Here is a 7,351-nt window from a genome sequence, read left to right as displayed (position 1 = left end):
GTGGGCGATACTGGGATCGAACCAGTGACCTCTTCCGTGTCAGGGAAGCGCGCTACCGCTGCGCCAATCGCCCAAGCTCTTCTCCCCGGGAACGAGCCCCCATCGGAACGTTTTCCCCTTAAGAAGAACAGAGCGGACGACGAGATTCGAACTCGCGACATCCACCTTGGCAAGGTGGTGCTCTACCAACTGAGCTACGTCCGCAGGGGAAGCCCGAAAGCTTCTCCGTGGGCGATACTGGGATCGAACCAGTGACCTCTTCCGTGTCAGGGAAGCGCGCTACCGCTGCGCCAATCGCCCGGAATCCCGAGGAACCGGGAATCAGGATTGCACCGAGGTGGGGACGGGATTCGAACCCGCGTATACGGCTTTGCAGGCCGCTGCCTCGCCTCTCGGCCACCCCACCGTGTTGGCATCCCTGAGGATGCTTCCGACAGTGTCCTGCGAGCGGACGACGAGATTCGAACTCGCGACATCCACCTTGGCAAGGTGGTGCTCTACCAACTGAGCTACGTCCGCAGGGTTTTCGCGTGGCCACGGTGCCTCCGGGACCCGATCCGTTCAGTGAGACTCTCAGTCAGATTCTTCAGTGAAATTCTCGGGTCTTCGGCCAGCCCTCAGGCCGCGCTTCAACGAGTAAAGACTCTATAGGACCCGAGGTCATTGCACAAATCGCGACGGGCACCGCGAGGCCGTCCACGGAGAGGAACCACAGGCGTGCAATTCTCGGTGCAGGGCCGGGTCGCGATCGGCAGTGGGCTCCGGGAGGGAATTTGAGATCGGCCGGTTCCGTGGGCTAGAGTCGTAGAGCGCTCGGCGACGGGCGGGACGGGCGATTGGCGCAGTGGTAGCGCGCTTCGTTCACACCGAAGAGGTCACTGGTTCGAACCCAGTATCGCCCACCGATGGACCCCTGGACTCCGTCCAGGGGTCCTTTTGTCGAGTTCTCCTGTCGCGCTTCTACAGACGCGCTTCTAGAGTCGGACCCGCTACATTGTCGGACCCGCGTGAAAGGGTTCCCCCATGACAGTTCCCGGCCTTGCCGCACAGTCTCCCGACGGTCTTGGCAGGATGTATCGGCGCTCGCTTGCGGCCGATCCCAGCGTCCCCTCCATCACGACTGTCATCGCCCAGCAGCCACTGGACTTGGACGGGTGGCGCAGCTACATGGCGGCGCGGCACGTCGCCGATCATCCCGAGCTGCGCACAGCGCTCGACAGCCCTGCGAGGATCCGGCAGCTCGTTCGGACCGCCGTCGATGCCTCGGAGGAGTATGCGCGGGCCGCCGCGCAGCGCGGCGACCGCGTCCACGCGTTCGCGGAGCAGCTGGCCCTCCGTGAACTCGGGCGCCCCCACCAGCTCGCCGAAGCGCGCGAACTCCTCCGTTCCCACGGTGAGGACGGCTTCGCCGTGAGTGTCGAGCGGTGGTGGGACAGTTTCGGGGTGGAGCCGATCGCGGCCGAGCAGACGGTGTGGAACGCGTCCGTGGGCTACGCCGGAACGCTGGACCTCGTGGCGCGGATCAACGGGAGGATCTGCCTCATCGACTACAAGACGAAGGGCACGACCCGAGACGGCCGCGTGAAGCCGCCCGACGAGAAGGTGGCGATGCAGCTCGTTGCGGGCATGAAGGCCGAAGAGGGCGTGGTCGACCCGGCCTCGGGCGAGTGGGAGCCCTGGAAGTACGGAGAGGATCCACTCCTCGTGGCCGTCGCAGTGGGCGAGACCGAGTTCGCGGCTGTCCGAGTGAATCCCGAGGTCCGCCGACACCACTGGATCACGTTCTGCGGGCTTCGCCGCGTCTGGGAGGCCCGGGTCGAGGTGGCTGCGGCCGGGCGCACACTTCTGCCGCTGCCTCCGCCACCTCCGCGCGTCCCGCTGCCCGCGCAGCCGACGCCGGTGGCGGCCCCGCCCTCTGTGCCGGGCGCCGGCGACTAGACTTGGCGCAGTCCTCCACCCGCGTCGAAAGGCTCCTCCCGCCATGGCCATCCTGCCCATCCGGATCATTGGCGACCCCGTGCTGCGCACGCCCGCGGACCCCGTGACCGAATTCGGGCCCGAACTCGAGCGTCTCGTCGCGGACATGATGGAGACGATGGAGGACGTCGACGGGGCGGGCCTCGCTGCCCCCCAGATTGGCGTGGGGCAGCGGGTGTTCACCTATCAGATCGACGGCCAGCAGGGGCATCTCGTGAACCCCGTCCTCACGCTCTCGGACGATTTCCAGGAGGACGTCGTCGAGGGGTGCCTGAGCATTCCGGGCGTGGCGTTCCCCGTACGGCGGCGCCGTGCTGTGCAGGCGCGCGGCTACGACCTGCACGGCAACCCCGTGGAAATCGCGGCCGAGGGAATGCTGGCCAGAGCCTTCCAGCACGAGACCGACCACCTTGACGGCGTGCTCTTTGTCGACCGGCTGGAAGGGGATGACCGCCGGGCGGCACAGCGCGCCATCCGCGCTCTCGACTACTCGAGCGTCGCGGGCCAGACAGTCACGAAGCGCGCGAGCCACGTCGGCTCGGCGTTCGGCAATGGTGCGTCCTTCGGTGGCGGCTCCTTCGGCGCCCCCGCACCGCGAGGGGCAGGGGCCACCGCGTGAGGGTACTCTTCGCTGGAACGCCAGCGGTCGCGGTCCCGTCCCTTGACTGCCTCGCCGGTGGCCTTCGCGCCAGCGGAGAGGAGGGTGGAGACACCGGAAGCACGGGCTTGGAGCTCGTCGGGGTCCTGACCCGCCCGGACGCCCCGATCGGACGAAGACGTGTCCTCACGCCGTCGCCCGTCGCGGTCCGGGCCGCAGAGCTCGGCCTGCCCATCATCAAGGCCTCGCGGATCACCGCGGATGTCACGTCCCAGCTCGCCGCGCTGGCCCCCGACGTAGCGGCGATCGTCGCGTACGGGGGCCTCGTTCCCCCGGCTGCGCTCGGGGTACCGCGCCGCGGCTGGGTGAACCTGCACTTCTCGCTGCTCCCGGCGTGGCGGGGTGCCGCCCCTGTTCAGCATTCGCTCATCCACGGCGACGACGTCGTCGGTGCCTCGACTTTCCGACTCGAAGAGGGCCTCGACACGGGTCCGGTCTACGGAACGCTGGCGGTGACCCCTCGACCCGACGTGACGGCGGGGGAGCTGCTCGCCGAACTCGCCGAGAGCGGCGCCGGCCTCCTGAAGAGGACGCTTGAGGGGATCGTGGACGGGAGTCTGGCGCCACGGCCGCAGGAGGGAGAGCCCACCTATGCCCCCAAGCTCTCGCTCGACGACGGTCGGCTCGACTGGAGCCAGCCGGCCCGCGCGCTCGAACGGCGTGCGCGGGGGGTGACGCCGGAGCCCGGGGCGTGGACCGTGCTCGATGGCGAGCGCATCAAGCTCGAGCCCCCACGGCTCCGGCCAGACGTCGAGGGCCTCGCCCCCGGCGTCCTCGCCTGGGACGGCAAGGTGCTTCTCGTGGGCACGGCGACCCACGCCCTCGAGCTGGCCCGCGTGCAGCCCGCGGGGAAGAAGATGATGGCGGCCGCCGACTGGGCTCGCGGTGCGTGGAACACGGACGGAATGAGGTTCGGATGACGGCAGGGGGATCTGGTCCGACGGATGGACGGCGCGGCAGCGGCGGCCAGCGCGACGCAGGCAGGAACCAGGGTGGCCGACCGGCGGGCGAACGGCGGAACGACCAGGGCCGGGAGAGGAACCGCGGAGGATCCGCCCCGCGGCGCTTCAGCCAACAGGCACCGAGCCAGCGCTCCCGGATGGCAGACCCCGCGCGCCTCGTCGCGTTCGAGGTGCTCCGCGCGGTCTCCCGCGACGACGCGTACGCGAACCTCGTCCTCCCAGTGCGCATCCGCCACCACCGGCTCGACCGCCGGGACGCCGCGTTCGCGACCGAGCTTGCCTACGGGGCGCTCCGGGGCCAGGGGATGTACGACGCGATTCTCGACCGATGTGTCGACCGTCCGCTCGACCGGCTCGACCCCGGTGTGCTCGACGCTCTGCGTCTGGGAGCCCATCAGCTTCTGGCCATGCGCGTTCCTCCCCACGCGGCCCTGAACCAGACGGTCGCCCTGACGCGCGCCGTGATCGGCGCCGGGCCCGGTTCCCTGGTGAACGCCGTGCTGCGCCGCGTGAGCGAGCGGAGCCTCGAAGAGTGGCTCGATGAGCTCACGACGACGGCCGACGAGACGGAGGCGGCTGCGATCCGCCACGCGCACCCCGTGTGGATTGTTCGTGCCCTGCGCCAATCCCTCGCGGCCCACGGGCGACCGACTTCCGAGATGGACGCGTTGCTCGAGGCCGACAACGCGGCCCCCGTCGTCAACCTCGTGGCTCTCCCCGGAATCGGCGACCTGGACGAGGTACTCGAGCAGGGGGCCGCAGCCGGGGAGCTGGTCGAGGGTTCCGCGCTCTCCTCTGGCGGCGATCTGGGCCGTTGGTCCTCCGTGCGGAGCGGTACGGTGCGCGTCCAGGACGTGGGCTCGCAGCTGGTTGCCCGTGCGGTCGCGGCTGCGCCCATCGGGGAGGACGCCCTCGACGCCGGAACAGGCGAGCGTTGGCTGGATCTGTGCGCTGGCCCGGGCGGCAAAGCCGCTCTTCTCGGCGCCCTCGCAGCGGAGCGCGGGGCGGTGCTGCTTGCGAACGAACCGGCCGAGCACCGCGCGGAGCTCGTCCGGCAGGCGTTGCGGCCAGTGCCCGCTGAGGCGTGGTCGGTACGCACGGGGGACGGCCGAACACTCGATCCGGAGCTCCGCGGTACGTTCGCTCGCGTGATAGCAGACGTGCCGTGCAGCGGACTGGGCGCGCTCCGGCGTCGGCCGGAATCGCGGTGGCGACGGACGCCTGAGGACCTTGCCGGGCTTGCACCGCTCCAGCGCGAGCTGCTCGACGCGGCGATCGACGCCGCCGCACCGGGGGGCGTCGTCGGCTACGTGACGTGCTCCCCGCATCCGGCCGAAACGATCGCCGTCGTACAGGACGCGCTGCGCCGTCGCTCCGACATCGAGGAGCTCGACGCCGGTGAGGCGCTCGACGCGGTCGCCCTCCGCCCGCTGGGCGCAGGTCATGAGCGGACCGCCCAGCTCTGGCCCCACGTCCATGGCACGGACGCGATGTTCCTTGCCCTCTTCCGCAAGCGCCGCGACGCGGGCGCCCCGACCGACGCACCCAGCAAGGAGTCCTGAGTGAGCCGCTGCAGCATCCACCCGAGCATCCTGTCCGCGGACTTCGCAAATCTTCAGGCGGAGCTCTCGCGCATCGCGACGGCGGACGCCGTGCACGTCGATGTCATGGACAACCACTTCGTGCCGAACCTCACTCTGGGGCTACCGGTCGTCGAGCGGCTCCAGGCCGTCAGCCCACTTCCGATCGACGCGCACCTCATGATCGCCGACGCCGATCGCTGGGCCCCGCTGTACGCCGACCTGGGCCTGGCATCGGTCACGTTCCACGCCGAGGCCGCCATCGCGCCCATCAAGCTCGCCCGGGAGCTGCGGGCCCGCGGATCCAAGGCGGGGATGGCGCTTCGCCCTTCGACCGCCGTCGAGCCCTATCTCGACATGCTCTCGGAGATCGACATGCTCCTCGTGATGACGGTCGAGCCCGGGTTCGGCGGTCAGGCGTTCCTCGACGTGACGCTGCCGAAGATCCGCAAGGCACGCGCCGCCGTCGACGGGAGTGGCGCCAAGGTCGCGATTCAGGTGGACGGCGGGATCTCCTCGTCGACGATCGAGCGCGCTGCCGCGGCCGGAGCGGACGTGTTCGTCGCCGGATCGGCCGTGTACGGCGCTGAGGACCCCGCCGCGGCGGTCGAAGCGCTGCGCGCGGCCGCGGAGGCGAGCGTCGGCGCCTGAGCCGACACCGTCCGCTCGAAGCGAACACTACGCAGATGACGTCCTGTCACGGGTGCAGGTACGTCATGTGCCACAATGTGAATGGCCGGCAGCTGAACCATCCCCTCTCGGGGACGGCTGGTGGGAAAGCCAGCGGGGAAGGCAGCCGGCCACAGCAATGAACGTGCTCCGGGGTCGGTGAAAGTCCGAACCGGCGGTGACAGTCCGCGACCCGATGGTCCGCTCGCAAAGGAGCGAACTTTCGGTTGAACCGGTGGAATTCCGGTACCGACAGTCAGAGTCTGGATGGGAGAAGCACGTGCAGTCTGCGGTGCGCCACGCTGGCGTGCCGCTTCTGTCGCAACCCCGGAGCCGCTGCGGTCCGGAAAGGAAGGTTGCGATGGACATCAAGCAGTGGCTCTTCGCAGGTCGGCCCTCGATGCTGCCTTCAGGGCAGCCGGAGGCCGTTTCATGAGCGCCTCCGCTTCGACCCCCAGGTGGACGGCGGAGGACACGTCGCGCATGGGCGAGGCCCTCGAACTCGCGGCGCAGGGTGTCCGCGGCGCCAACCCGCTCGTGGGAGCGGTCGCCGTCGGCGCAGACGGCAGGCTCCTTGCCACGGGCTTCCACCGGGGCTCCGGGACGGCCCACGCCGAGGCGGACGCCATCCGAAATGCCCAGCGCGCAGGCATCGACCTGACGAGCGCGACCATGTACGTCACGCTCGAACCGTGCAACCACACCGGCCGGACCGGTCCCTGCGCGCAAGCACTCATCCGCGCTCGGGTTGGGCGGGTCGTCTACGCGATCGACGACCCCCACGACGTCGCCTCGGGTGGCGCCCGGACGCTGCGCGAGGCGGGGATCGCCGTCGACGCCGGCCTGCTGGCCGGGGAGGCCGTGCGCCTCAACGAGCGCTGGCTCGCGGCGGTGCGGGACCGGCGCCCGTTCGTGACACTCCACATCGCGCAGACCCTCGACGCCCGGATCGCCGCCGAGGACGGGACCAGCCAGTGGATCACGTGCCCGCCGTCCCTCGCAGACAACCACGCCCTCCGGGGACGAATCGACGCGATCCTCGTCGGAAGCCAGACCGTCGCCGTCGACAATCCGCGGCTCACCGCCCGCGGCGAGGACGGCGACCTTCTCGAGCATCAGCCGATGCGTGCCGTGATGGGATTGCGCGAGGTGCCCGGACAGGCTGCGGTCCGTGGAGGCGACGGCCGGTTCGTCCACCTCCGCACCCAGGATCCCGCTGAGGCACTCGGGCTGCTCTTCGACCTCGGAGCGCGCCATGTGATGGTCGAGGGCGGCTCGCGGATCATCGCCGCGTTCCTCTCGGCCGGCCTCGTCGATGAGCTCATCGTCTACCAAGCACCGATCCTGCTCGGGTCGGGAAAGACCTCCGTGGCTGACCTGGGCATCAGGACCCTGGCCGACGCCCAGCACTGGGACTGGGACGAGACCGGCGGGGGAGCGGTTCGCCGCCTCGGCGCCGACCTCCGGCTGCACCTCCGCCCAGCCACCGCGGCCGCTCAGGCCAC

General features: G+C 70.0%; 6 protein-coding genes, 6 tRNA genes and 1 riboswitch. Of the genes, 7 read left to right on the top strand and 5 right to left on the bottom strand.

Annotated features, from left to right (window positions below):
- Nucleotide 1: 1 nt before the first annotated feature.
- The 5 genes from V7053_RS16915 to V7053_RS16895 all read right to left on the bottom strand — a co-directional run bounded on the left by V7053_RS16915 (nt 2) and on the right by V7053_RS16895 (nt 519).
- A tRNA-Val gene (locus tag V7053_RS16915) sits at nt 2-73 on the bottom strand.
- Between the two features lie 58 nt (nt 74-131).
- Nucleotides 132-204: transfer RNA gene (locus V7053_RS16910), tRNA-Gly, on the bottom strand.
- Between the two features lie 24 nt (nt 205-228).
- Nucleotides 229-300 (bottom strand) — tRNA-Val (locus tag V7053_RS16905).
- A 35-nt stretch (nt 301-335) separates the two neighbouring features.
- A tRNA-Cys gene (locus V7053_RS16900) sits at nt 336-406 on the bottom strand.
- Nucleotides 407-446: 40 nt separating this feature from the next.
- Nucleotides 447-519, bottom strand: a tRNA-Gly gene (locus V7053_RS16895).
- A 311-nt stretch (nt 520-830) separates the two neighbouring features.
- On the opposite strand from V7053_RS16895, the gene V7053_RS16890 reads away from it, so the two are divergent.
- From V7053_RS16890 to ribD, 7 genes are all read left to right on the top strand, one after another.
- A tRNA-Val gene (locus V7053_RS16890) sits at nt 831-902 on the top strand.
- A 121-nt stretch (nt 903-1,023) separates the two neighbouring features.
- Nucleotides 1,024-1,938 (top strand): cytochrome, encoded by a 915-nt coding sequence (locus V7053_RS16885; RefSeq protein ID WP_334173435.1) that lies wholly within the window; start codon nt 1,024-1,026, stop codon nt 1,936-1,938.
- A gap of 43 nt (nt 1,939-1,981) precedes the next feature.
- Nucleotides 1,982-2,596, top strand: a complete 615-nt coding sequence (gene def / locus V7053_RS16880; protein WP_334173434.1) for a peptide deformylase — start codon at nt 1,982-1,984, stop codon at nt 2,594-2,596.
- On the top strand, nt 2,593-3,555 hold the full coding sequence (locus tag V7053_RS16875) for a methionyl-tRNA formyltransferase (RefSeq protein ID WP_334173433.1): 963 nt from the start codon (nt 2,593-2,595) through the stop codon (nt 3,553-3,555). The genes def and V7053_RS16875 overlap by 4 nt, the downstream gene beginning before the upstream one ends.
- Complete coding sequence (locus tag V7053_RS16870; RefSeq protein WP_334173432.1) at nt 3,552-5,159, top strand: RsmB/NOP family class I SAM-dependent RNA methyltransferase; 1,608 nt, start codon at nt 3,552-3,554, stop codon at nt 5,157-5,159. The genes V7053_RS16875 and V7053_RS16870 overlap by 4 nt, the downstream gene beginning before the upstream one ends.
- Nucleotides 5,160-5,828, top strand: a complete 669-nt coding sequence (gene rpe / locus V7053_RS16865; RefSeq protein WP_334173431.1) for a ribulose-phosphate 3-epimerase — start codon at nt 5,160-5,162, stop codon at nt 5,826-5,828. It abuts the gene before it with no gap.
- 160 nt (nt 5,829-5,988) lie between these two features.
- A riboswitch (FMN riboswitch) is annotated at nt 5,989-6,129 on the top strand.
- A 149-nt stretch (nt 6,130-6,278) separates the two neighbouring features.
- Nucleotides 6,279-7,351 (top strand): bifunctional diaminohydroxyphosphoribosylaminopyrimidine deaminase/5-amino-6-(5-phosphoribosylamino)uracil reductase RibD (ribD, locus tag V7053_RS16860; protein WP_334173430.1); only part of this gene is annotated, 1,073 nt, incomplete at its 3' end.

This window comes from Sinomonas sp. (genome assembly GCF_036848755.1).
Taxonomy (GTDB): domain Bacteria; phylum Actinomycetota; class Actinomycetes; order Actinomycetales; family Micrococcaceae; genus Sinomonas.
This window is presented reverse-complemented; position numbering and strand designations above follow the sequence as displayed.

Bases quoted from the DNA above. Each gene is read 5' to 3' on its own strand.
- V7053_RS16885 (WP_334173435.1), top strand. From the start codon at position 1,024: ATGACAGTTCCCGGCCTTGCCGCACAGTCTCCCGACGGTCTTGGCAGG.
- def (WP_334173434.1), top strand. From the start codon at position 1,982: ATGGCCATCCTGCCCATCCGGATCATTGGCGACCCCGTGCTGCGCACG.
- V7053_RS16870 (WP_334173432.1), top strand. From the start codon at position 3,552: ATGACGGCAGGGGGATCTGGTCCGACGGATGGACGGCGCGGCAGCGGC.